The 24,583-nt window shown below is 28.4% G+C and carries 27 protein-coding genes; 12 read left to right on the top strand and 15 right to left on the bottom strand.

Translation table 11 applies throughout. The features are described 5' to 3' along the window. Nucleotides 1–75: 75 nt before the first annotated feature. Entirely contained in the window at nt 76–1,089 is a 1,014-nt protein-coding gene (locus CMOL_RS06140) for an aldose epimerase family protein (RefSeq protein ID WP_239820127.1), read from the top strand. 486 nt (nt 1,090–1,575) lie between these two features. On the opposite strand, the gene cas2 is transcribed toward CMOL_RS06140, so the two are convergent. The 3 genes from cas2 to cas9 are packed head-to-tail and all read right to left on the bottom strand — an operon-like array spanning nt 1,576 to nt 5,910. Then, the gene (gene cas2 / locus CMOL_RS06135; protein ID WP_200281209.1) at nt 1,576–2,001 is read right to left on the bottom strand and encodes a CRISPR-associated endonuclease Cas2; all 426 of its coding nucleotides are present in this window, start codon (nt 1,999–2,001) and stop codon (nt 1,576–1,578) included. Beyond that, a complete protein-coding gene (gene cas1 / locus CMOL_RS06130; protein WP_200281212.1) occupies nt 1,998–2,891 on the bottom strand; it encodes a type II CRISPR-associated endonuclease Cas1 in 894 nt (297 codons plus the stop codon). Before cas1 ends, cas2 begins: the two co-directional genes overlap by 4 nt. Then, on the bottom strand, nt 2,881–5,910 hold the full coding sequence (gene cas9, locus CMOL_RS06125) for a type II CRISPR RNA-guided endonuclease Cas9 (protein ID WP_239820126.1): 3,030 nt from the start codon (nt 5,908–5,910) through the stop codon (nt 2,881–2,883). The genes cas1 and cas9 overlap by 11 nt, the downstream gene beginning before the upstream one ends. Before the next feature lie 151 nt (nt 5,911–6,061). Between cas9 and CMOL_RS06120 the strand changes: the two genes are divergently transcribed. Continuing rightward, complete coding sequence (locus CMOL_RS06120; protein ID WP_239820125.1) at nt 6,062–7,225, top strand: tetrahydrodipicolinate N-succinyltransferase N-terminal domain-containing protein; 1,164 nt, start codon at nt 6,062–6,064, stop codon at nt 7,223–7,225. A gap of 99 nt (nt 7,226–7,324) precedes the next feature. On the opposite strand, the gene rplQ is transcribed toward CMOL_RS06120, so the two are convergent. From rplQ to infA, 7 genes are all read right to left on the bottom strand, one after another. After that, on the bottom strand, nt 7,325–7,678 hold the full coding sequence (rplQ, locus tag CMOL_RS06115) for a 50S ribosomal protein L17 (protein ID WP_134237776.1): 354 nt from the start codon (nt 7,676–7,678) through the stop codon (nt 7,325–7,327). 3 nt (nt 7,679–7,681) lie between these two features. Beyond that, nucleotides 7,682–8,695, bottom strand: a complete 1,014-nt coding sequence (locus CMOL_RS06110; protein WP_200281219.1) for a DNA-directed RNA polymerase subunit alpha — start codon at nt 8,693–8,695, stop codon at nt 7,682–7,684. A 12-nt stretch (nt 8,696–8,707) separates the two neighbouring features. Beyond that, complete coding sequence (gene rpsD / locus CMOL_RS06105) at nt 8,708–9,334, bottom strand: 30S ribosomal protein S4 (RefSeq protein WP_137620237.1); 627 nt, start codon at nt 9,332–9,334, stop codon at nt 8,708–8,710. 27 nt (nt 9,335–9,361) lie between these two features. Next, the gene (gene rpsK / locus CMOL_RS06100; RefSeq protein ID WP_044598131.1) at nt 9,362–9,754 is read right to left on the bottom strand and encodes a 30S ribosomal protein S11; all 393 of its coding nucleotides are present in this window, start codon (nt 9,752–9,754) and stop codon (nt 9,362–9,364) included. A 9-nt stretch (nt 9,755–9,763) separates the two neighbouring features. Beyond that, the gene (rpsM, locus tag CMOL_RS06095) at nt 9,764–10,129 is read right to left on the bottom strand and encodes a 30S ribosomal protein S13 (RefSeq protein WP_002779545.1); all 366 of its coding nucleotides are present in this window, start codon (nt 10,127–10,129) and stop codon (nt 9,764–9,766) included. Nucleotides 10,130–10,131: 2 nt separating this feature from the next. Beyond that, complete coding sequence (gene rpmJ, locus CMOL_RS06090) at nt 10,132–10,245, bottom strand: 50S ribosomal protein L36 (protein WP_002781429.1); 114 nt, start codon at nt 10,243–10,245, stop codon at nt 10,132–10,134. 169 nt (nt 10,246–10,414) lie between these two features. Beyond that, nucleotides 10,415–10,633, bottom strand: a complete 219-nt coding sequence (gene infA, locus CMOL_RS06085) for a translation initiation factor IF-1 (RefSeq protein ID WP_002781436.1) — start codon at nt 10,631–10,633, stop codon at nt 10,415–10,417. A gap of 145 nt (nt 10,634–10,778) precedes the next feature. Between infA and CMOL_RS06080 the strand changes: the two genes are divergently transcribed. After that, on the top strand, nt 10,779–11,855 hold the full coding sequence (locus tag CMOL_RS06080; RefSeq protein ID WP_239820762.1) for an NAD(P)-dependent alcohol dehydrogenase: 1,077 nt from the start codon (nt 10,779–10,781) through the stop codon (nt 11,853–11,855). On the opposite strand, the gene CMOL_RS06075 is transcribed toward CMOL_RS06080, so the two are convergent. Continuing rightward, entirely contained in the window at nt 11,856–12,302 is a 447-nt protein-coding gene (locus tag CMOL_RS06075; protein WP_239820124.1) for a lipocalin family protein, read from the bottom strand. Nucleotides 12,303–12,431: 129 nt separating this feature from the next. Here CMOL_RS06075 and CMOL_RS06070 point away from each other — a divergent pair, with 129 nt between their 5' ends. Continuing rightward, nucleotides 12,432–13,019, top strand: coding sequence for an NAD(P)H-dependent oxidoreductase (locus CMOL_RS06070; RefSeq protein WP_239820123.1), 588 nt, complete (start codon nt 12,432–12,434; stop codon nt 13,017–13,019). A gap of 266 nt (nt 13,020–13,285) precedes the next feature. Here CMOL_RS06070 and tupA read toward each other — a convergent pair whose 3' ends face one another. Then, a complete protein-coding gene (gene tupA, locus CMOL_RS06065) occupies nt 13,286–14,095 on the bottom strand; it encodes a tungstate ABC transporter substrate-binding protein TupA (RefSeq protein WP_200281228.1) in 810 nt (269 codons plus the stop codon). Nucleotides 14,096–14,186: 91 nt separating this feature from the next. On the opposite strand from tupA, the gene tupB reads away from it, so the two are divergent. From tupB to CMOL_RS06035, 6 genes are all read left to right on the top strand, one after another. After that, complete coding sequence (gene tupB / locus CMOL_RS06060; RefSeq protein WP_200281230.1) at nt 14,187–14,873, top strand: tungstate ABC transporter permease TupB; 687 nt, start codon at nt 14,187–14,189, stop codon at nt 14,871–14,873. Further along, a complete protein-coding gene (tupC, locus tag CMOL_RS06055; RefSeq protein WP_239820122.1) occupies nt 14,874–15,854 on the top strand; it encodes a tungstate ABC transporter ATP-binding protein TupC in 981 nt (326 codons plus the stop codon). It abuts the gene before it with no gap. 106 nt (nt 15,855–15,960) lie between these two features. After that, nucleotides 15,961–16,785, top strand: coding sequence for a UTP--glucose-1-phosphate uridylyltransferase GalU (gene galU, locus CMOL_RS06050; protein WP_200281236.1), 825 nt, complete (start codon nt 15,961–15,963; stop codon nt 16,783–16,785). Next, on the top strand, nt 16,779–17,999 hold the full coding sequence (locus CMOL_RS06045) for a glucose-6-phosphate isomerase (RefSeq protein ID WP_200281239.1): 1,221 nt from the start codon (nt 16,779–16,781) through the stop codon (nt 17,997–17,999). The genes galU and CMOL_RS06045 overlap by 7 nt, the downstream gene beginning before the upstream one ends. 129 nt (nt 18,000–18,128) lie before the next feature. Further along, nucleotides 18,129–18,578, top strand: a complete 450-nt coding sequence (locus CMOL_RS06040; protein ID WP_239820121.1) for a Dps family protein — start codon at nt 18,129–18,131, stop codon at nt 18,576–18,578. Between the two features lie 514 nt (nt 18,579–19,092). Continuing rightward, nucleotides 19,093–20,130, top strand: coding sequence for an ATP-binding protein (locus tag CMOL_RS06035; protein ID WP_239820120.1), 1,038 nt, complete (start codon nt 19,093–19,095; stop codon nt 20,128–20,130). Here CMOL_RS06035 and CMOL_RS06030 read toward each other — a convergent pair. The 3 genes from CMOL_RS06030 to coaE are packed head-to-tail and all read right to left on the bottom strand — an operon-like array spanning nt 20,127 to nt 22,214. Continuing rightward, entirely contained in the window at nt 20,127–20,882 is a 756-nt protein-coding gene (locus tag CMOL_RS06030; RefSeq protein ID WP_200281246.1) for a glucosaminidase domain-containing protein, read from the bottom strand. The genes CMOL_RS06035 and CMOL_RS06030 overlap by 4 nt on opposite strands. Then, nucleotides 20,857–21,606 (bottom strand): diaminopimelate epimerase, encoded by a 750-nt coding sequence (dapF, locus tag CMOL_RS06025; protein WP_239820119.1) that lies wholly within the window; start codon nt 21,604–21,606, stop codon nt 20,857–20,859. Before dapF ends, CMOL_RS06030 begins: the two co-directional genes overlap by 26 nt. Further along, entirely contained in the window at nt 21,603–22,214 is a 612-nt protein-coding gene (gene coaE / locus CMOL_RS06020) for a dephospho-CoA kinase (RefSeq protein WP_200281250.1), read from the bottom strand. The genes dapF and coaE overlap by 4 nt, the downstream gene beginning before the upstream one ends. Before the next feature lie 60 nt (nt 22,215–22,274). Between coaE and purM the strand changes: the two genes are divergently transcribed. Together purM and CMOL_RS06010 are read left to right on the top strand one after the other, a co-directional pair. Continuing rightward, a complete protein-coding gene (purM, locus tag CMOL_RS06015; RefSeq protein WP_200281252.1) occupies nt 22,275–23,264 on the top strand; it encodes a phosphoribosylformylglycinamidine cyclo-ligase in 990 nt (329 codons plus the stop codon). Between the two features lie 143 nt (nt 23,265–23,407). Next, on the top strand, nt 23,408–24,445 hold the full coding sequence (locus CMOL_RS06010; RefSeq protein ID WP_239820118.1) for a glycosyltransferase family 9 protein: 1,038 nt from the start codon (nt 23,408–23,410) through the stop codon (nt 24,443–24,445). Nucleotides 24,446–24,583 lie beyond the last annotated feature (138 nt).

Here is a 24,583-nt window from a genome sequence, read left to right as displayed (position 1 = left end):
ATTTTTATTACTTCTTATTAAAGTATTTATGGAATTAGTGTTAAACTTATATTAAGATTTTTTTGGAGTGCAAAAATGAAGATATTGCAAGAAGCATTTGGTGAATATAATGATGAAAAAGTAACGAGAATTCGTTTGATCAATGACAATAATATAGAAATTTCTTGCCTTAGTATGGGGGCAATTTGGCATCAGTTTTTAGTTCCCACTAAGGATAAAGAGCATCAAAATTTATTATTGAGTTTTGATAACATTAACGATTATTACTCAAATCCTCAAAATATTTGCAAATCAATCGGCAGGGTTGCTGGAAGGATCAAAAACGCATCTTATAAACATTATAAATTGCCACAAAATGATCATGGTAATACTCTTCATGGTGGGCCACACGGCTTTTCAACTTGGAATTGGGAATATTCAACTTCGGTTGATGAAAATAGTGTGAGTGTGACTTTTCAAAAAAAGATCGATGAAAGTATGGATGGCTTTTTTGGAGAGATACAAGCTAGTATTGTTTATACCTTGGATAATCAAAATAAAGTAAGCATTGCATATAGTGCGATAGCTGGCGAAGAAGATACCTTGTTTAATCCAACCTGCCATGTTTATTTTAATTTGAGCAATCGTCGCGATTTGACAACGCATGAATTACAAATCAATAGCGATCATATTTTAGAAACTGATGAGTATTTAATCCCTACTGGAAAATTTATCGCTGTTGATAATACACCTTATGATTTTCGTCATTTTAAAAATGTAGAATCCGTGCTTAAAGAAATTAAAGGACTAGATACAGCTTATGTGCTTAAAACAAATTTGGCTGCCATTTTAAAAGATAAAGAAAGCAAGCGTCAAATTATCGTGCATTCTGATCGTAATGGACTTGTTGTTTATACGCCTGAAAAGATCGAAGGACAAAATATTTCATTTAGCCGAGATAAAGGCACTTTGGCAAATAAAAATGAAGGCATTGCATTAGAGGCACAGACTTTACCTGATGCGATTCATCATGAAAATTTTGGTGATATTATATTGCCGCGTCATAGTAAGCAAAGCTACTATATATCATTTACATTTAAAAATGATTAAAAAGTGAAATTTATTGGTTTGAAAATAAATACTTTTAGGAAATTTTTTAGTTTTACATCTAGAAAATTTCTAAATCTTTTATGTTATTATAGATATACTTATGTATTATTTAGCCTCTTTTTAAATTTCTTTATGATAAAATAAAATGAAATTGCTTGCAGAATATCTTATAGTTTTAGCCTCTTTTTAAATTTCTTTATGATAAAATCCACACAATAACACTAGAAATCATTTTAATGTTTTAGCCTCTTTTTAAATTTCTTTATGATAAAATATCTGGGCTTGTGAAATCTGCATCAACTTCGTTTTAGCCTCTTTTTAAATTTCTTTATGATAAAATACATTTTTATCAAATACAAGGAAAATAAGGTTTTTATATAGAAATTTTTAAAAAAATATGCTATGATTTTTCCTAAGAAATTTAAAAAGAGGCTAAAATAAGTGGTTTTCGGTTATCCACGCAGGGTTACAATCCCATTAAAACCGTTAAAATTCAAATAAGCTTTGTTGCTTGATAGTTTTTGTTCTTTTTTGTTTTTGTATTTTTTCAGTATTGTATTTAAAATTTTGACTTTTTTCATCATACTCAAAAAGAACTAAATTCTTATCATTATTCATTTTTTCATTCAAAGAAATTCCGCCTAAAAGTATTTGCATATTATCAAACTGCTTTTCTGTTATAATTAAAACTCTGATGTTTCCATAGGGCGGTAGAAATTTTTTTATAGATTTTATAGTACTTTTTGCTGAACTTAATCCTTTGCAAATTTTTACATAAACACTAAATTGCATCATGAAAAATCCAAGTTTTATTAATGAAGTTCTAAATTTAGAGGCGTGCTTTTGATCTTTTTTGCTTTTAGTGGGTATATCAAACATCAGCAACACTCTCATAAATTTATCTTCTATCATTTTAAATTTACCCAAAAAAGTTCTTGGTTTTCTAATAAAGCATTTTTAAAATTTTGCACATAAAAATTGATGGCTCTATTTAAGGGATAAGATTTATTTTCTAAGATAAGTTCTTCTTGTAAAATTTGAATGAGTTTTTGCTTACTTTCCTTATCTAAAAATTCACTTTCCTTGGTATCTTTTAAGTTAAATACACAAATATCAACTAAAGGGCGAAAAACTTCTATTAAATCATCACAAAGGTTAAAGCTATTATAAATATTATTGTGTTTTATACCTTGCCATGGCAATAAACCACTGATGCATACAGCTCGAATAATATTTGATCTAATAATAGCATAGCCATAATTTAAAGCAGAATTAACAAAGCAGATTTCATTTCTATAAAAATTTTTTCCAAATAAGGTTTTAAAATATAAAGATGCTGCAGTAGATTCTACATTTTTAGCATCATTTAAACTCACTTTTTTGCACAAATTTATAAGTTCTTTGTATTCTTGCATATGATTAAATAATTTTAAAACATAAGCTTGGTTTGAAATTTTATTTTTAATAATTTTTTGCCATAGAATAGCTTTTCTTTGTGAGCTAACAGCCACTTGCTCTCTAGCTACTTTTGCACTTATAAAATGCCCTAAAAATGGAGAAAAAATTCCATTTATATTATGCATTTCATCACAGGTTAAGAGTATAATTTTATTTTCGGCTAAGGCATTTAGCAAACTCGAGCTAAGACTAGCTTGTAAGGATTCTAAAATGATAAAATTGATATCTTTTAGAAAAAATTTAGCCTCTTTTTCTTTTTGTTTGATTACAAGATGGTTATATTCTAAGCTTAGCTTTGCTTGAGTTGTGATCAAAATGCTTTTAAAAGCTTCATCATAAGCCATATTTTTTACTTGTTTTTAAAGAAATATTTTGTCTTGGTTCTATTTTGGCTTTTATTTTTTCTCCTAATGGTGTTATGATATATTTTTCAAAAGTTTTTAAATTTTGAATTCCTAAACTCTTTGCTTGAACGTTTTCTTCTTTTGCATTGGTAAATAATAATTTTTGATTTAGGGTTAAATTTTCGATTTTATTGTCATGTTTTTCTATGCAAATACTTACAGTACTGATACCAAAACTTTTAAAATATGCAAATTCTGGCTCTTGCATTTTGCTTTTTTGAATCAATATCAAATCATCTTTATATAAAGAAAAACAAAATTCATAACTTTCATCTATTGTTTTCCATTTTTTTGGAATATTATTTTCTTTTCCTGAAACCGCTATTTTATCTGGCAATACTCCTAAAGCATAATCCATGGTATAAATAGGAATAGCATAGAATTTATTTTCTTTTTTGAAAATATCAATTCTTACCATAGTATCATTTCTGACATATTTTGTTCCAATTTTTCTGATTTTTCCACATTCTAAGGCTCTCTTAACTCCTTCTTCTGAAGCATACTCTTTTATAACTTGCTTTTGAGATAAAAAAGTTTCTTCATGTAAAGCTCCTCTTGCTCTTTTTCTTGGAGGTCTTGAAACAAAAATTTGATCTATTTTTGTTTCAATTTTTTTTCTAAAGTTTTCAAAAGGTTCAAAAAATTTAGCTTGATGCTTATAATCCTCATCTGTAATTTTTTTAGCATAGAGTTGCGCCTTTAAAAGTTCTTGATTTTTTTTAAAATCAGAAAAACTTTTTATCATAGAAGGAGTGCTATAAGCAATTATAATAGCATCTATGGCATGATGGATATGGTTATTTCTATCTTTTTTGGAAAATCCCCAAATATATCTTAAAACAGATGTAAGCATTCCATTGATCGTTTGAACGTGAATTTTACTTCCTTTTTCTCCGCTTGATAGATTAAGATTTTCATCATTGCTTAAAGGTAAAAAATTTAAATATTCTTTTGTATATTTAGCTATCAAAGTAGTAATATATCTTGTATCATTTAAATTTCTTGAAATAAATTCTTGTTGCTTTTTGTCTTTGAAATTTTCATCTAAGATCTTTTGACTTTTTTTATAAGGGAGTTTTTGTGCTAAAGCTGTGATTGTATTCCATCTTTCTTGATTGTCTTTAAAAGCTTCAAAAGGTGTTTTGTTGCGTTTTTCTTGATTTTCTTTGGTAAAAACTAAGACTTTATTATTAAATGAATCATCAAAACTTCTAGAATAAGGATATATATGATCAACCTCTAAAGCTTTTTCATCTTTTAAATGCTCTATGGTGATCTTTTTTCCACTATAAATACAAAATTCGTTTTGCTCTCTCCAAAGTTTTAATTTTAAAATATTTTTAGAATTGGCTTTTAGGCTAAATTTCTCACATTCTTTAATTGCCCAAGTATTGATTTCTTGATTTTCTTTTTGCTCTTTTTCTATAGCTTCTCTTAATTTTTTGCTAGTTCCTATATCTCTAGCTAATTCTATATGGATTTTATGCATTTTTCCGTATTTTTTAAGCAGAGCATTTAAAACTTTTCTATACTCGCTTATGGCACGATTGGCAATAGGATTGCTAAGCTCTTGTGCATAAATACTTTCGCAAAATGGTGGAAGTGAGTCAAATTTTTGATCATTAGATTTTGTTTTTAAGCTAAGTTCTTTACAGGCCTCATCATATCTTAACCCCTTTTTCATTAGCGGCAAAATCATTTTTAAAGCCTTAAAGCTAAGATTGATATGATCGTTAAATTCAATTTCTGATAAAGCTTGAATTTGTTCTTTGCTTAGATTGTATTTTTCTAAAATATTTTTAAGTTTGTCATTATCTTTTGTTAAGGTTATGTGAGAGGCTATTTCATCAAGTTGTTCTTGATTTAAGGAATGCTCTTTAAGCGCTTTTTTAAATTCAGTCAATTTTTTAAATTCTATAAATTTGGTATTTTCGGCATTTTCTTTATTGTATTTTAGATTTTTAAATTTTATCTTTTCATCAAGTTTGATATATTCTCTAAATTTTTTATAACTGATATTGCCTTTTTCTAAAATGTGATTAAGAATTTTTTCAATATTATCGCTAGAAACGATTTCACCTGTAATTTTTTCTAGACTTTTTAATTCATTGATGATTTTAGTCAAGGCTACAAATTCCCAAGCGCTATAAGAATTTTTACAAGCTCTTTTTTCATTTTCAAAAAAAGTGCATAAGCCAACCAAATGAGAAAAATCCTTTAATGGACGTTGAAAGAAAGTAATTTTTATAATTTCATCTATAAATTTTTCATTATATTTAAAGCCAAATTCTTTTTGTTTTTCTAAAATAAGTTTTAATTCTTTTTCTAAATCGCTTGCTAAAACACAATGTTCGTAATTTTCTTTTGTATTACGTATTTTGATAAAATTTTTGGTATTTTCTTTAAATTTTTGAAAATATTCTTGATAGAAATATTCCCCAACACTTCTATAATTTTGCAATTTTAAAGAATTATTTTTTAAGGCGCTTAGAATTTTGCCTTTTTCACTATCTTTAGAATTTTTAGCATTTTTATTGATATAACCACGATGCTTTGCTATATGTAAAATCACTCTTGCTAGATCTTTTTTATCAAGCTTTTCATTTAGAGCTTGATATCTTAATTTATAAGGACTTTCGAGTTTTCCTTGATAAGCTTGAGGTAAATTTCCATCTTCGGCTACATAATCTTTATAATTTAGATTGAATTCTTTTGAAATAATATGTTTTAATGCAATGAGTCTTGATTTTTTCCTAGCAAGACGTCTTCTATTACTTCTAGCATTTCTTCTTGGCAATGCTAAGGAATCTTTTGTTTTTGGATTTTCCGCTGCTGTAAAAATTCTAACCCCACAATCTTTTAATTCTTTATTTTCAACAAAAGCCCAGCCTATGGAGCTAATTCCTATATCAAAACCTAAAATTCTCATGACAATTCCAAAATTTTTTGTTTGTATCATATATTAACAATCTTCAGTATAAGCTTAAAATATTTATTATTTAATTATTATTTGTAAAAATTTTTAGCTTTTAATTTAAAATAAGATTTCAAGTTTTATTTGATATAATCATTTGTCTAAAATTATAAAACAAATAACAAAAAGGAAGAAAATGTCGATAAACACCAAAGAAGATTTTTTACTTTTAATCAAACAAATAGAACAAAAAAGTGGATATAAACAACCTAAAGCTTTTGGTATAGCAAGACTTGATAGAGGGCAAATTAATAAAAATAAAATCTTACAAGCAAGTTTTGCTTTGATAAATTATGAGCAGAATTTTAGCTCAGCTGCAGTTATGCTTGAATCTTTTATGCAAAGAGGAATCGAGATTGATTTTAATGCGAGTGAATTCACTCAAGTTTTAAAAATGGAAGATATTGAATTTGCTTTGTCTTGTTTTAAACCTTTTTTAGAGGAAGAAGGGCATAAAAATATTGACTTATTAAAATTAATTAAAGAGAAATTTAAAGATGATGAATTTGCCTTTGTATGTCTTTTTGAAGATAAAGAGCCTTTGAGTGTTGAAAGTGTTTATCTTAAGCTTTATTTACTTTCCACAAAAAAAGTACCTTTAAGGAGTATCAATTTAAACGGTGCTTTTGGACTTTTAAGTAATGTTGCTTGGAGTGATGATAAGCCTATAGAGCTTGATTATTTAAGAGAAAATGAAATGCGTTTAAAAATGACTAATCAATATCCAAAAATTGATTTTGTCGATAAATTTCCAAGATTTTTAGCACATATCATACCTGAAGATAACACAAGAATTTTAGAAAGTTCAAAAGTGAGAATGGGTGCTTCTTTAGCAGCTGGAACAACGATTATGCCAGGTGCTTCTTATGTGAATTTTAATGCTGGAACAACAGGAGCTTGCATGGTAGAGGGTCGTATAAGCTCAAGTGTAGTTGTAGGAGAAGGATCTGATATAGGCGGAGGAGCTTCTATTTTAGGAGTATTAAGCGGCACAAGTGGAAATGCTATTAGTATAGGTAAAGCTTGTCTTTTAGGTGCTAATTCTGTTACAGGTGTTCCTTTGGGTGATAATTGTATCGTTGATGCAGGAATTGCAGTGCTAGAGGGAACTAAATTTTTATTAAAAGATGCGCAAGAACTCGCAAAGCTTAATCCAAATTTCACTTTTGATAAAGAAATATACAAAGGTTTAGAACTTCAAGGCTTAAATGGACTCCATTTCCGTCAAGACTCTACAACTGGAGTAATGATCGTTGCTTTAAATAAAAAAGCAGTCAAACTCAACGAAGCTTTACATTAAGATAAATTCTCAAGCTTGGCTTGGGATTTTTATGATAAAATTTTTTAGATTGTTGTTTTAAGATAAGAAGTAAATCCTAGCTAAGAAGCTAGGATTTTATTAAGCTACAAATTCAATAAAAGCCATTTCAGCAGCATCACCACGACGAATTCTTGTTTTGATAATTCTAGTATAGCCACCATTTCTTTCTTTAAATTTTGGAGCAATTTCTGTTACTAATTTATTAGTAGCATTTTTATCTTGCAATGAAGCAAAAACAGCTCTATGTGCATTAAAATCGCCCAATCTTGCTCTTGTGATAAGTCTTTCTACATATCCTCTTAATTCTTTAGCTTTTGGTAAAGTTGTTTCTATTTTGCCACTATTAACTAAAGCTATCGTTAAATTTTTTAACAAAGCAGCACGATGAGATGAAGTTCTGCCAAGTTTTCTATATCCGTGTTTATGTCTCATTTTTTATCCTTCATTTTGTGCTTTTAATTCAGTGATTTTTTTGCTTAATATATCTCTGTTATCACTTAGTTTAGAAGTTCCTACAGGGAAACCTATACTTTCCATGATATTTTTGATTTCATCAAGTGATTTTTTACCTAAATTTTTAAGTCCTGCAAGTTCATTTACACTCATTAAAGCAAGTTCACCTATATAAACAACTCCTGCTTTTTCAAGGCAATTATAGCTTCTTGCGCTTAAATTTAAGTCAGTAATATTTTGCAATAATTTAGTATTTTCTAACTCATTGCTAGTTGCTTGATTTTTAATAATGCTTCTAACATTAGTAATTTTATCAAATACTGATAATTGTTTATACATAGCTTCTAAAGCATTTTGAAAAGCTTCATTTGGAGTAATTTGTCCATCTGTAGTTATAGTTAAAACTACTTTTTCATAATCAGGATTATCTTCAAATAGAACTTTTTCAATATCATAAGTCGCTTCTCTTACAGGTGTAAAGAAAGCATCCAATGCGATAAATTTAGGATCATTTAAAAATTCTTTGATTTCTTCGCTTGGAACATAGCCAATACCTTTTTCTATAATCAAAGTAAATTTAAGATCTGCATCTTCATTGATAGTTGCTAAATATGCATCAGCATTTACCACTTCAACTTGATCATTGTTTAAATCTTTGCCATAAATTTCTTTAGGGCCTTTGAAACTAAATTCTACGATTTCTTTATCAGAATCATTTTTAATCTTAAAACGTAATTTTTTTAAATTAAGAATAAAAAGCGCAATGTCCTCAAACATACCACGCATACTATCAAACTCGTGTGATATTCCATCGATATGAATCGCGGTTGGAGCATAACCTACAGTGCTTGTATAAAGCAAGCGACGTAAAGGATGGGCTAGGGTAATCCCGTAGCCAATTTCAAAAGGCCAAGCGCTAATTTTAGCCACAGTATCGCTAATATTTTCTATTGTAAATTCTGTTGGCGTATAAGCGGATGTTGTAATTTTTCTCATATTTAGCCCCTATTATTTAGAGTAAAGCTCAACGATAAATCTTTCCTCTACCGGAATGACAACTTCTTCTCTTTCAGGTTTTCTTGTAAAAATTCCAAATCTCTTATCTTTTTCTACATCAACCCAAGCTACTATACCGGTTTGTGCTGTAAGCTCTATTGCTCTTGTAATTTGAGGATTATTTTTGCTTTTTTCTATAATTTCGATTTTAGCACCTGCTTCTACTCTAAAGCTTGGAATATCAACTCTTTTACCATTAACTAAAATGTGTCCATGAGTGACAAGCTGTCTTGCAAAACGACGAGTAGTTGCAAAACCCATTCTATAAACTACATTGTCTAATCTTTGCTCTAAAAGCTGGATAAGTAAAACCCCAGTATTTCCATCTTTTCTAGCTGCCTCTGCAAAAAGTCTTCTAAATTGCTTTTCGCTAACTCCATACATAAATTTAGCTTTTTGTTTTTCTCTTAATTGAAGTCCATATTCGCTAATTTTACCTTTTCTTGCTCCGTGTTGTCCTGGTGCATAAGGGCGTTTATCTAATGCACTTTTTCCTGCTAATCTTCTTTCTCCTTTTAATGCCAAGCTAACACCAAAGCGTCTTTCTAATTTTTCTACTGGTCCTCTATATCTTGCCATAATAATCTCCTAAATTTTTCTTATATCTTAGACACGACGACGCTTAGGCGGTCTACAACCATTGTGAGCTAATGGAGTGATATCCTTTAAGAAAGTAACTTTGATTCCTTCCATAGCGCCTACACTTTTTACAGCAGTTTCTCTACCGCTTCCAGGTCCTTGAACTTTTATGCCCACTTCTTTAATTCCGTGTTCTTTTGCTTTATTTAAAGCATCCTCTACTGCTTGTTGTGCTGCATAAGGGGTTGATTTTTTAGAACCTTTAAATCCTAAACCACCTGCACTACTCCAAGCAATTGCATTTCCCATTTCATCAGTTACTGTTACCATAGTATTGTTAAAAGTTGCACTAATATATACAATACCTTTTGCTATATTTTTTTTAACTATTTTTTTCTTTACAATTTTTCTTTTAGCCATTTTTTATCCTTATGATTTTGCACCAACGGTTTTTCTTTTACCCTTGCGAGTTCTAGCATTTGTTTTTGTTTTTTGACCACGAACAGGTAAACCTTTTCTGTGTCTTAAACCTCTAAAACTTCCCAAATCCATAAGAGCTTTGATATCCATAGCAACTTGTTTTCTAAGATCCCCTTCAACCATATAGTTTTCTTGGATTTCTTTTCTAATTGCCGCTGCTTCATCTTCGCTAAGTTCATGAACTCTTTTATCGTAAGAAATTCCAGTTTTATCAAGAATTTTTCTTGATGTAAAAAGCCCTATACCATAAATGTAAGTTAGTCCATACTCAATTCTTTTTTTCTTTGGTAAATCAACACCTGCAATACGAGCCATGTTTATCCTTGTCTTTGTTTATGTTTTGGATTTTCGCAAATAATGCGAACTACGCCTTTACGGCGAACTACTTTGCACTTGTCGCACATCTTTTTAACAGATGGTCTCACTTTCATGAGCGTCTCCTTGATTAAGTAAATTCCACTTGATTTACGACTGCATCAGGTTTTATGAATAACCAACTATTTTTAAAATAAGTGGTGAATTTTAAAAATACTTCTTTCATAGTTCGATACGAAATGTCGCAAAAATGGTAATTTTATCGAAAAAAAACTTTTAATTAGCTTATTTATATCTAAAAGTAATACGTCCTTTATCAAGGCTATAAGGTGTGAGTTCTACTTTAACTTTGTCACCAGGCATGATTCTTATATAATGCATACGCATTTTTCCTGCAATATGACAAAGAATAACATGTTTATTGTCTAATTCTACTTTAAAATTTGCATTAGGTAATGCTTCGAGCACTGTTCCGTCTATTTCTATTACATCATCTTTTGCCAAAAGTTTTCTCCTTGTAATTTTTAAAATAATATGAAATATTTTATCAAAAATTATTAAAAATTTTACTTATTTTTCGTTATTTATCATTTGATATTTTTTTGATAGAATAAAAATAATTAATCTTTTAAAAAGGAGATGAATAATGATTGATTACAAAATTTTAGATAATGGAAGAATTTGTAGTAAAGGCTATGCAATGCTTGGTAAAGATACAAAATTTACTCCGTTTGAATTTACGCGTCATGCTATAGGCGATAATGATATTTTGATCAAAATTTTATACGCAGGAATTTGTCATAGTGATGTACATACTGCAAAAGGTGAGTGGGGTGCAACTGTTTATCCTTGTGTTCCTGGTCATGAGATCGCTGGAGAAGTTATCGCAGTTGGTAAAAATGTGAATAAATTTAAGGTAGGTGATTATGCAGGTGTAGGTTGCATGATAAATTCTTGTGGAGAATGTGAAGCTTGTAAGCGCTCTCAAGAACAATTTTGTGAAAATGGAAAAACAATTTATACCTATAATAGTAAAGATATTTTTCATAATAATGAAATTACCTATGGCGGTTATTCTAATAATATAGTTGTGAGTGAAAAATTTGCAGTTTGCGTTCCCAAAGATGCTCCTCTTGAAAAGGTTGCTCCTTTGCTTTGTGCAGGTATTACGACTTACTCTCCTTTGAAATTTTCTAAAATTAAAGAAGGATCTTTAGTAGCTATAGCAGGTTTTGGTGGACTTGGAATGATGGCGGTAAAATACGCTATTAAAATGGGTGCAAAAGTGAGTGTTTTTGCACGAAATGAAAATAAAAAAAATGATGCTTTGGCAATGGGTGTAAGTTCATTTTATACGAGCACGGATAAAGATGTGGTTAAAGAGCGTTTTGACTTAATCATTTCAACTATTCCAACACCTTATGATCCTTCGGTTTATCTTGACTTAATTAAATTTGGAGGAGAAATGGCTATAGTGGGTCTTCCACCTGTTGAGTATAAAATAGGAATTAAAATTAATGATTTAATTCATAAAGCAGGTAAAAGAGTTTATGGATCCTTAATAGGTGGAATAGCTGAAACTCAAGAAATGCTTGATTTTTCACTTAAAAATAAAATTTATCCAGAAACCGAGCTAATCACTCCACAAGAAATCGATAAAGCTTATGAAAATTTAACTTCTGGAAAAGCAAAATTTCGTTATGTAATCGATATGACAAAAGAATAATCAGCGATCAAAAATCAGATCGCTGATATCAAAATTTCTTTCTTTGGCTATTTTTAAAAGTTCTTGCAAAGTTTTTTCATCTAATTTTTCTCTTGCTAAAATCCATAGATATTTTTTATCAGGACTTCCAACAATAGCCACTTTGTATTTTGTATCAATGAAAATAATTTCATAATTGGTTTTATTAAAAAGATTCATAAAGAAGTTAAAACTCACAGCTAATTTTCGATTAGCATTTAGCTTTGCTTTACCTTTGATGCTTGAAATTTCATTTTCTTTTTGGCAAAAATTTTCTATTTCTATATAAGGAGTTTCGCCTTTGTATTTTAATGTATATTTAGCCTTTGAGTTTTGACAAGTTTTTTGAAAAAAATTTGGCTTTCTGGCGATTTCAAGCCATTCTCCCATATAATTTTGCAAATTAATATCGCCAATAAGTTCTATCATGGTTTATCCTTTTTGTGATTTTTATCTCATTCATACATAGTTTCTAGGATAAGACTTTATTTTTTGCATTGACTATTGTTTATAGTTAAAATATAATTTTAGCATAAAAATTAATTAAAAGGAGTGAATATGAAGACGATATTATTACTTAATGGAGCAAAGGAATTTGGGCATTCAAAAGGAAAACTTAATCTTACTTTGCACAATCATGTTGCTAAAATTTTAAGTGATTTAGGATTTGAAATTTTACAAACGCATATTGATCAGGGTTATAATGCACAAGAGGAATTGGAAAAATTTTTAAAATCTGATATGATTATTTATCAAATGCCAGCTTGGTGGATGGGTGAACCTTGGATTGTAAAAAAATACATCGATGAGGTTTTTACCGCAGGGCATGGCAAACTTTATGCCAATGATGGAAGAAGTCATGAAAATCCTGCAAAAAATTATGGAAAAGGTGGTTTAGCTAAAGATAAAAAATATATGTTTAGCCTAACTTGGAATGCACCTATTGAAGCTTTTGATGATAAAAATGAATTTTTCGAAGGTAAGGGCGTGGATATGGTGTATTGGCACTTGCATAAGGCTCATGAATTTTTAGGCATGAAGGCTTTAGAAACTTTTATATGTAATGATGTTATAAAAAATCCACAAGTTGAAAAATACTTAAGTGATTATGAAGTACATTTAAAAAGAGTTTTTAATAAAGACTAAGATATTAAAACTGATTATTTTTAAAAAAAGTTTGCAAAATTTAAAATATCAAAATTTAAATTTTGCAATATCAATCATAATTATTCTTTGAATTTTTAGCAAATATTTGCATAAGTAAAATTTGTTTAATTTATTGAAACAAAAAGATTGTTTTTGTTGAGATTTTTGGTTTTGTAAGGTTTGGTTAAATTTTTATAGAAATATTTTATTTTTATAGTTTGAAAATTTGTTAACTTTTTACTTAAGCAAGGATTTCCTTGCTTAGTTTATTCTTTTCTTGTTTTAGCATCTACTATAAATAGAGGTTTATAAAGCAATTTAAATCCGCCAATAAAACTTAAAGTATCATCACTTGTAAGCCAATTGATAAATTTTTTTGCTTGAGTGTAATTAACATTTTTACAATGTTTTGGATTTACTGCAATCACAGAATAAAAATTTTTCAATCTATCATCACCTTCATTGACAATAACTAAATTTGGTTTTCCTTTTTCATTAAATTCATACTTGATATAAGTGCCACGATCGGTTAAAATCACTCCTTTTTTCTCTTCAGCGATTTTAATACTTGCAAGCATTCCTTGTCCGCTTTGTTGATACCAGCTTTCTTTTTCTGGAACTTTGCCTATACTTTTCCATAAGCTTTTTTCTTTATTATCAGTACCTGATTTGTCCCCTCTTGAAATAAAAGTTAATTTTTCATCTCTTATAAGTTTTAGGCTTTCTTCTAAATTTTTACCTTTAAATTTTGGTGCTAAAGATTTATCTGCAATAATGATAAAATCATTATACATTACAGGAGTTCTATCAATGCCAAATCCTTTTTTTATAAATTTCTTTTCAGCTTCTGGAGAATGAACAAAAAGTACATCTGCATTACAATCTTCACCCATTTTTAAAGCTGCTCCTGTGCCAACAGCAACCCATTTTAAGGTATTGCCAGTTTCTTGCTTATAAAGAGGCTCTAAAGCATCAAGTAAACCAGTATTATCGGTACTTGTTGTAGTTGCCATCCTTAATTCTGCTGCTTGAATATTTAAAGCCAAAAACAATCCTAAAAATATCGTTTTTTTCATTTTTTTCCTTTAAGAATTTTTAAAAATCAATGTAGAAATATTTTAACATAAATTATGCTAAAATTTCTTAATTTATTTTTTGGGTTGCGTTTTGGAATATATTTTTGATGGTTTTAAACAAGCTTTATTATTGTTGTTAAATGCTGATGATAGTGTAATTTCGGCTATAAAAACAACTATGTTAAGTTCTAGTGTATCTATTGTTTTGGCTTTATTGGTTGGCTTTCCTTTGGGTTTTGTTTTGGGATTTTTTAATTTTAAATTAAAACGTTTTTTAAGACTTATAGTGGATACCAGTCTTTCTTTTCCAACGGTAGCTGTGGGATTGATTTTATATGCTTTGATTTCAAATCGTGGTCCCTTTGGTGAATTTGGCCTACTTTTTACTATAAAAGCTTTAATTTTAGGCCAATTTATACTGGCTTTACCTATAGCAATAGCTCTTTTTGCCAATTTGGTTGAAAGCATTAGTAAAAAACAATTATTGCTTATTAAATCGTTTCATTTAAATTCTATAAAACTTATCATGATTATCATCCATGAGTTAAGGTTTTCTCTTATTAGTGTTATAGCTTTAGTTTATGGGCGTATTGTGGCTGAAGTTGGTGTAGCTATGATAGTAGGTGGAAATATCAAATACGACACAAGAACAATTACAACAGCAATTTCTTTAGAAACTAATAAAGGCGAATTTGCTAGCGGCATTGCCCTTGCTTTGGTTTTAATCTCAATTGCTTTTATTTTAAACTGTATTATTTATAAATTAAAAAGGCGTTGAGTGATAGAACTTAATAATTTTAATTTTAATTATGATCAAAAAAATATTTTAAATATTAAAAAATTAGTTTTAGATACTAATAAAATCAGCATTTTAATGGGTTTAAATGGAAGTGGTAAATCCACACTTTTAAGAATTCTTAAATTTCTTGAGGGAGATTTTGAAAATATTTCTTATTTTGGAAAGACACATTTAAATTCAGATGAAAAGCGTCAAATTTATCTTCTTTTTCCAGAGCCTGTATTCCTTAATCGTAGTATTGAAAAAAACTTTTTATTTCTTTTAAAAACTTATAAAATTGACTTAAAAGAAATAAAAAATCGTATTGATGAAACTTTTAATTTGCTTGAGATTGATAAAAACTTACTTAAAAAACACCCTAATGAGCTTTCCTCAGGACAAAGTCAAAAACTTGCTTTTGCTTTAGCTTTAAGTGTTCGTGCGAAGTATTATTTATTAGATGAGCCTAGTGCTTTTTTAGATCAAAAAACAGCTATTTTACTCAAAAAAGCAATTTTATTTATGCAAAAAACTTATAAAAGTGGTTTTTTAATTGCAAGTCATGATAAAGTTTTTTTAGATTCTTTAGCACAAAAAAGATATTATTTACATTCTGGTGAAATTTTAGAATTTGAAAATACTAATGTTTTTGATCTTGAAAATAAAGGAATTTATTTTGATCGTTTAATAGATTTTAGTTCTTATATGAAAAAAAATTCAAGTAAAATAGCAATAAATCCCTATAAGATTTTTTTTATAAAAGAAAAAAATAATTTAAACCATGATTTTGATTTTATAATTTATCAATGTTTAATTATAGCTTTGAGAACTAGAAAAGATTTTGTTTTTGTGCGTATTAAAATTCAAGATAAAATTTTAGAATTTGCCTTAAGTCAAGATCAATTTAGCAAGAGTGGTTTAAATTTATATGATGAAATTATTTTAACATTTAATCAAGATGCTATTTATTTTTTAGATTAACATAATTTTTGTAAAATCGCTTTTTAAGATTGGAATTCAATTTTAATTTAAAAAATATTTAATAGAAAATCATTGTTGATTTTAATTTAAAATAAAAAGGATTGTTATGCTTCAAACTTGTATTTTTCCTGCGGCTGGTTATGGGACTAGATTTTTACCTGCTACAAAAAGTTTACCCAAGGAAATGTTGCCTATACTCACTAAACCTTTAATCCATTATGGAGTTGATGAGGCTTTAGAAGCTGGAATGGATAATATGGGTTTTGTTACAGGAAGAGGTAAAAGAGCTTTAGAAGATTATTTTGATATTTCTTATGAATTAGAACATCAAATTTCTGGAACAAAAAAAGAATATTTACTTAAAGATATTAGATCTTTGATTGATCAATGTACTTTTACTTTTACACGCCAAAATGAAATGCGTGGTTTAGGAGATGCTGTGCTTAAAGGCAAGCCTTTAGCAGGGGATGAAGCTTTTGGAGTTATTTTGGCTGATGATTTATGTGTAAATGAAAATGGTTTAAATGTGATGGCACAAATGGTTAAGATTTATGAAAAATATCGTTGTACTATTATCGCTGTTATGGAAGTACCAAGAGAACAAGTTTGCAATTACGGAGTCATAGCTGGTAATACAGTAGAAGAGAATTTAATCATGGTAAATTCTATGATAGAAAAGCCTGATCCTGATGAAGCTCCAAGCAATTTAGCTATTATTGGGAGATATATTTTAACTCCAGATATTTTTGGAATTTTAGAAAATACTCAAGCAGGTAAAAATGGAGAAATTCAACTCACTGATGCGCTTTTAACTCAAGCAACCAATGGTATGGTTTTAGCTTATAAATTTGAAGGAAAACGTTTTGATTGCGGTAGCGTTGAAGGCTTTGTCGAAGCGACAAATTATTTTTATGAGAAGAGTAAATGTTAAAAAATTCAATTTTTTTTAAAAAGGTAGAAGTTTCTACCATTACCTCTTATGCATACCGTATTAATGATGAAGTTCAAAGTGGTGAAATAGGATATTATCATCTTTTTAATACTAGTTTACCGCTTATCGAGGAAAGTTTAGAATTTATTAAAAAGCAAGATCATATTAGAAATATTATTTTAATTGGAATGGGCGGATCAAGTTGCGGGGTTAAAGCTTTAAAAGATATGCTTTTAAATCAAAAAAGCAAAGATAAAGAACTTTTTATACTTGATAATACGAGTACTTATTCTTTATTTTCTATATTAGAAAAATTAAATTTGGAAGAAAGTTTATTTTTAATTACAAGTAAAACAGGCAGTACTATAGAAGTTGTTTCACTTTTTAAATTAATTATTGATTATTTTAAGATTGAATTTTCTAATTTAAAAAAATATTTTATCTTTGTTACAGATGAAAATTCTAAACTTCATCAAGAAGGTGAAAATTTAGGCATTAAAAGTTTTTTTATCCCTTCAAATGTCGGCGGACGTTTTAGTATTCTTTCAGCTGTTGGCATCGTGCCACTTTGTTTTTGTGGTTATGATGTGAAAGCTCTTTTAGAAGGTGCTAAGGCTTGTTTTGATGATTTTTTTATTTATAAAAAGGAAGAAATTTTACAAAAAGCTTATCATTATTGTACGCATAAAAATGCAAATATAAATGTGCTTTTTTCTTATGATGATATTTTTAAAGGTTTTAATGAATGGTATATCCAATTGATTGCAGAGAGTCTTGGAAAAAAACAAGGTTATAAGCGTATAGGTCTTACTCCTATTGCTTTAATAGGCGCAAGAGATCAACATAGTTTTTTGCAATTAATCATGGATGGTCCTAAGAATAAAACCATCACTTTTTTAAAAGTAAAAGATAGTGAAAAATCGCCTATAATTCCTGATATTCATTTTAAATTTTTAGATTCTTTAAGCAATAAAGTCAATTTACATGATCTTTTAAATGCGCAATGTGATGCTACAATGCATGCTTTAATTTCTGAGAATTTAAGCGTAGATGTTATAGAAATAGAAAAACTTGATGCTTGGCATGCAGGTTATTTGATGTATTATTATGAACTTTTTACTTCAGCTTGTGGCATAATGCTAGGTATTAATACTTACAATCAACCTGGTGTTGAGGTGGGAAAGTTGATTTTAAAAAATATTTTAAAATCTTAACCATTTTTTAATTAAAAAGAGTATAATAGTTATTAAGATAAATTTATGATATAAATTTTTAACTAATAATTATTATTATTTAAGAATTTTATGTTATAATTTTAAAAAAATAAAAATAAGGAGTTAAAAATGTCAGTTGTTAAACAATTATTACAAATGCAAGCAGATGCTCATCATTTATGGATTAAATTCCATAATTATCACTGGAATGTAAAAGGTTTGCAATTTTTTTCAATCCATGAATACACAGAAAAAGCATACGAAGAAATGGCAGAACTTTTTGATGATTGCGCTGAAAGAGTTTTACAACTTGGCGAGAAAGCAATTACTTGTCAAAAAACTTTAATGGAAAATGCTAAAAGTCCTAAAGTAAACAAAGATTGCTTTACACCAACTGAAGTAATTGAATTAATCAAGCAAGATTATGAGTATCTCTTAGCTGAGTTTAAAAAATTAAATGATGCTTCAGAAAAAGCAGGAGATACTACTACAGCTGCATTTGCACAAGAAAATATTGCAAAATATGAAAAAAATCTTTGGATGCTTAGCTCTACTTTACAAAACTCTTGCAAAATGTAATTAAAAAGGGGTTTTTACCCCTTTATGATTTTAATACCTTTTAATTTATCGTCTAAAAAATCTTTAGCTATTTAAGAATTAAATTCTTTTGATTTTGGGAATATTTGGAGTGATTTTTTAATTTTAAATCGTAAAATTCCCAAAGCACAATATTTATCTTTATGTTATTTTTATAAAAAACTCAAATCAAAATTTCATTTTAAAAAATAATCATAATAGGGCATTCTTTAGGTATTTTTATGGCACGTTTAGGCTTTGCTATAAAATTTATACTTTTCAAGCTCCAAAAATATATAATTCTTATCATTTTTATACGCATCATTTAGCTAAAGATCAAATTTATTGGCATTTGTTTTAATTTTGTTCAAGCTTTACATTTTAAAACAGGAAATAAGATAGTGTTAAATTTACGAATAAGGCTACATCATCCAAAACTTTGCTCCTAGTTATTTATAAAGTTTTAAAACTTTTATGAAGAAAGAATTATTATAATATCCTTTTTAAAAGGAAAAAAATGAAAGTATTGAATTTTTTCTATGAAAATGCACCTAAATTTGAAATGAACTATGAAAGAAAAGTGCAAATTTCACAAACCAATATTATTCTTAAAGGCCCTAAAAAATCAGGTAAAAAAACTTTAATTTTTAATTTTTTATCCCGATTTAAACCTGAAGAAATTTTATTTTTAGATTTAAGTGATATACGTTTTGAAAAAGAGAGCTTAAAACAACTTGGAAATTTTTTACAAAATCATAATCAAATTAAAATTCTTTGTCTTTATGATATTGATTTTATTTTAGATTTACAAGATATAAAAATACCTATTATAGTAAGCACAGATAAAAAGGATTTGCATTTTAAAGATTTTAAAGAACTTTGGCTTGATTATTTTGATTTTGAAGAATTTATAAGTATCAATAAAAAAAATTTACCCATTAATCATCTAGTAGGGCTTTTTTTGCAGACTGGACGCAGTGAATTGAGTCAAAAAAATGAGCTTTTAAGGCAAAACTTTAATTTTTTAGAGCTTGAAATTCTAAAATATTTAGCTAAAAATTTAGGACAGCAAATTAGCATTTCTAAGTTATTTTTAGAGCTTAAAACAAAAATAAAAACTTCAAAAGATAGCGTTTATCATGCTATAAAAGAACTTGATAATAGCTATATTATTTATCCTATAATGCATGATGAAAAAAAACTTCAAAAGATTTATTTTAGAGATTTTGGTCTAAGAAATAATCTTTGCATTTATAAAGATTTTACACATTTATTTGAAAATGTAATTTTAAATGAGCTATTTAAATTTCAAGAAGATTTTTTTTATAATAAATATTTTCATTTTTTTAGTAAAAAATTAAAAATCGCTTATATTTCTAGTCCAACTTTGGATATTGATTTAATTAAAATTCGTGCAAGAAAAATTGTTTCTAAAGCTTTAGAATTAGGAATTTATAATGTGATATTTATCACGCTTTCAAGTGAAGAAAGTTTTTTGGAGCAAGGAGTCAAATTTGAAATTTTACCTTTTGATAAATTTGCACTTGGTTTTTAATTTTTAAATAAATCTAAACTTGGCTTGGAATTAAGATTGTCATATTTTTCAAGATGATATTTATTCATAACTTTTGTTACAATATCGATATAAAAGTCTTTACGTTCTGAATAAGCATGCAAGGTTTTTATGGCTTCAAAGCCTTTTATAAGTTTGCCTTCTTGCATATCTTGATATCTTGCTTCTCTAAAATTAGCATAAGCAAAATGTCTATTTAAATTTAAAACATAAGAATCAACACTATCTTGTAAAGAATCAAAAATTTTAATTTTATGTTTTTTATTAGGATGTCTTAAATCAGGAATCAGACCCTTATCTCCCCAAGTCCATTCCCCAAAAAGATTATTAGCTTCTCTTGCAAAACGGCTAGTGCCAGTTGAACTTTCGACTAAAGCTTGTGCTATACCCATAGATTTTGGAACAGGAGCAATTCTTTTTTTATATTCATGATAATCAAAGAGATTTTGTACACGATATTTTTCTTTAAGTTCTAAGAGTTTGGCAAAGGCTTGTTGATTAGCTAATCTAAATCCATTTTGAAATTCATATTTAAAAAATGCATTGATGAAGTCTTGCTCCTTAGCAATTTCTTTAAAACTTTCATCAAACATTGCATTCATTTTAACAAAAAAAACTTGCCTTCTTTCTTCTATGCTTAAGTTATAATAATCTTCTCCAAAACCATCTACCAAATTTGATGTAGCAAAAATTTGACTTAAAAAAAGACTAAGAAAAATTATAATTCGCCTCAAAACAGTATCTTACCTTTCCTTTAAAAAACAATTCTTCATGATCTAATCTAAAATTAACTTTTTCTCCACTTTTTGGAATCACACTTGCCTTATTTTGAATTTTTTGTTCTAAAAATGCAAGATAAAAACAAGCTCCCATTCCTGTTCCACAAGCTAAAGTTTCATTTTCGATACCGCGTTCAAAGGTTCGCACCTTTAAGGAATTTTGATCCATGATTTTTGCAAAATTGACATTTGCATTATACTTTTTTCTCATTTTTTCACAAAGTATGATATCAAATTCATCTAAATTTTTACAAAAATGTACCAAATGTGGCACCCCAGTATCGCAAATTTGCCAAGTTTTTCCAAATTCTTCAAATGGTTGTTTTATGTTTTTAACTTTTCCAAATGAAATTTCTACCAAATCATTTTCAACTTCAGCCTTAATCACACCTGCTCCAGTTAAAAAAGTCATTTTTGATGGTGTTTTATTGATATGATGTGCAAAATGTGCTGCAGCTCTTGAGCCATTACCACACATACTCGCATAAGATCCATCATTGTTATAAAATTCCCATTCAAAATCATATTTTTCATGAGGCAAGATCACGATAAAACCATCCGCACCTATGCCTTTATAGCGATCGCAAATTTCTTTGGCTAATTCACTTCTATCTTCTTTTTTATCAGCATTTGCGATAATAAAATCATTGCCATTGGCACAATATTTATAAAATTTCAAATTATTCCTTTGGAGATTTTTTTAATTGTTAGTATACATTCTTTTTCAAAATCGGCATAAGAGCTAGTATTTTTTATAATCAAATCCGCTTTTTTAAGCTTTTCTTCAATATCCATTTGTGTATAAAGTCTTTTTTTGGCAGCTTTTAAATTTAAATTATCTCTTTTCATAAGTCTTTCTAGGCTTAATTCTTTAGGAGAGTAGATTAAGATGACTTTGCCTAAATTCTCATAAGCTTTGCTTTCAAAAAAAAGTGGAATTTCAACGAAATAGGGTTTATTTTCTTTTTCTAAAATTTGCATTTGTTCTAAAATTCGTGTCCTGATTTTTGGGTGAGTAAAATCTTCTAACATTTTTTTTGCCTCTTGATTGCTAAAGATGATATCGCCAAGAACTTTTCTATCGATTTTTTTATTTTCTTTTAATAATTTTTGATTTTTTGTATTGAATTTTAAAAATATTTGCGCAAGCTCTAAAGAGTATCGATCTAAAATTTCATGAGCAATTTCATCTGCGCTGATGCTTTGAAATCCCATAGAATTTGCAATTTGTATAAAAGTGCTTTTGCCACAAGCAATTGAAGCGGTTACAAAAAAAGCATTCTTCATCTTATGCCTTATTAAAACTTTTTTCGTTAAAATAACTTTTTATTTCTTAAAGGAAAATTAATGAAAATTTCATACGAAGATGCTGGGGTAAGTATAGATAATGGTAATGCTTTTGTTGAAGCTATAAAGCCACTTGTAAAAGAAACTTTTAATGAAAATGTTATCGGCGGCATAGGATCTTTTTCAGGTGCTTTTAGAATGCCAAGTGGCTTTAAAAAGCCTGTGATGTTAAGTGCTACAGATGGAGTTGGGACTAAACTTCGTTTAGCTATAGATGCAAAAAAATACGACACCATAGGGCAAGATTTGGTTGCGATGTGCGTAAATGATCTTATTTGTAATTTTGCTACACCTTTATTCTTTTTAGATTATTATGCTACAGCTAAGTTAGAAGTGGATGTCGCAAAAGTCGTTGTTGAAGGGATCGCTAAGGGTTGTAAATTGGCAAATTGTGCTTTAATTGGCGGTGAAACTGCTGAAATGCCTGGAATGTATGCAAAAGATGATTTTGATCTTGCGGGTTTTGCTGTAGGTATGGCTGAAGAAGATGAAATCGATCGAAGCAAATTTGTAAAAAATGGCGATATTTTATTAGCACTTCCAAGTTCTGGACTTCATTCTAATGGCTATTCTTTAGCTAGAAAAGTGCTTTTTGAAAGTTTAAAAATGAAGTTTGATGATAAGGTGGAAGGAAAAAATTTAATCGATGTTTTATTGGAGCCTACAAGAATTTATGTGCGTGAATTTCTTACTTTAAAACCTTTTATCAATGCTTTAGCACATATTACCGGTGGGGGCTTGGTTGAAAATTTACCGCGTGTTTTACCACGTGGAATGGGAGCAATCATCCGAAAACATCATCTTAAAACCCCTGAAATTTTCTATACCATAGGCGAAGCGGTTGAAGAAAGTGAAATGTATAGAAGTTTTAATATGGGTGTTGGTTTAGTGATGGTGGTTGATCCATCAAATGTAAGTAAGGTTTTAGAGGCAAGTGATGCTTTTATCATCGGTGAAATTGTGATCAATGAAGGTATAGTTTTAGAATGAAAGCAATTATTACGATGCCTTATGTACCCAAATGTATGAAATTTTATATACAAAAGTTTCCAAAAATTTTGATAAAATTGCTAAAGATGATACAATTGAAATGTTTTTATGTGAATGTATTAATTAAGAAAAGGAGATAAACAATGAAAAATATAGATTTACGGGGGGGGTATAAGCAACTTTGCGTAGGGTATTATTGCCCTTATGGTATAGGAGATATGGTTGCAACTTTGGATATGCTTTATGCTATAAAAACTATTTTTAAGGCAAAGGTTATTGTATTTGGTGCGAAAAATACTCAAAAATTATTAGAAAATTTTGATTTTATAGATAAAGTTGAAATTATTGATTTCGCCGCAAGAGGAGGAAATCAGCAAGTTTTAAAACAAATCAATTCTTTTTATTGCGATTATTTAATAGCATTTCATACAAAAAGCTTTTTAGTTAAATTTTTACTTCAAACCAATGTCAAACGCATTATAATTCGTCTTAAATGGCTAAGTTTTCTAAGTCCTCGTTGTATTACTATCAATATTAGTTTTATTAAGAGATTTTTTAAAGATAGAAGCGAGAGAGCAAAATTTCTTTATTATGCAAGAAAAATCAATCCAAAGCTTTATGATGAAAAAATTAAAAATTTATGTTTTAATACCAGGATTAAAATTCCAACTAAAAATCAAATTTTTATTCAAAATTTCTTAAATTCTTACAAGTTAAAAGAAAAAGATTTTATCATAATTAATCCTTTTGCTGTTTCAACACCTTATAATCTAAGCATTCAAGATTACATCGCTTTAATTTGTAAAGCTAGTTTGATGAAAAAAGTTATTATTCCTACTTACGAAGCAGTCCATCAAGAATTTATGGAGCAAATAAATAGCTTAGATACTTTGTTAAATAAACAAATTTTTATTTTTAAAAATGATGAGGATATTTTAAATTTAGCTGCTTTGCTTTATTATTCTAAATGCCTTATCAGTCCTAGCACAGGAACGATTCACCTTGCTACCAATCTTGAAATTCCAAGCATAGGTTTATATCCTTATAAGGATGATGAGCAATGGCCAACTTTTAATAAAAATTATGTTTTTATCCCAAAACCACAAAAAGAGTTAAGTAAGCAAGAGATTGATGAAATCATTGAGGAATGTTTGGACAGGCTAAAGCAATTGCTTGATTAAAATTTGTTTTGATATTTTTTCATTAATTTATAAAAGTCATTTCTTAATTTTATAAACCAGTTTTTTAAGTAAAAGCACTTGATTTTTTTTTGATAGCATTGCGTTCGATTTTATCATTAAGGAGAAAATTATGGCTAT

The sequence above is a fragment of the Campylobacter sp. RM10537 genome, assembly GCF_022369435.1.
Taxonomy (GTDB): domain Bacteria; phylum Campylobacterota; class Campylobacteria; order Campylobacterales; family Campylobacteraceae; genus Campylobacter_D; species Campylobacter_D molothri.
This window is presented reverse-complemented; position numbering and strand designations above follow the sequence as displayed.